The following is a 223-nucleotide window of genomic DNA, read 5'->3' as shown; positions in this document are numbered from 1 at the left end:
CTTTTGCCTCGGCATATAACTCAGTGCGCTTTGCCAGTATCTGTTGGTCTTCACCTTTGTGTCGCTGCTCTGGGGTAACGAATCTTATGCGGCTATGGCGATGTTCGGTGTTATACCAGCGGACAAAATCTCGCACCCAGGCTCGCGCTTCCTCCAGCGACTTAAAGCCTTCACTCGGCCATCTATGGCAGTATTTGACTGTGCGGAACAGAGATTCTGAGTA

At 51.1% G+C, this 223-nt stretch carries 1 protein-coding gene; it reads right to left on the bottom strand.

The features are described 5' to 3' along the window. Positions 1 to 223: integrase core domain-containing protein (locus ACX5KA_RS12110; protein WP_458731252.1), on the bottom strand; the 223-nt coding region annotated here is incomplete at both ends.

It is taken from the genome of Alteromonas alvinellae (genome assembly GCF_902705805.1).
Note: the sequence above shows the minus strand (reverse complement) of the source record. Positions and strands in the feature narration are given on the sequence as shown.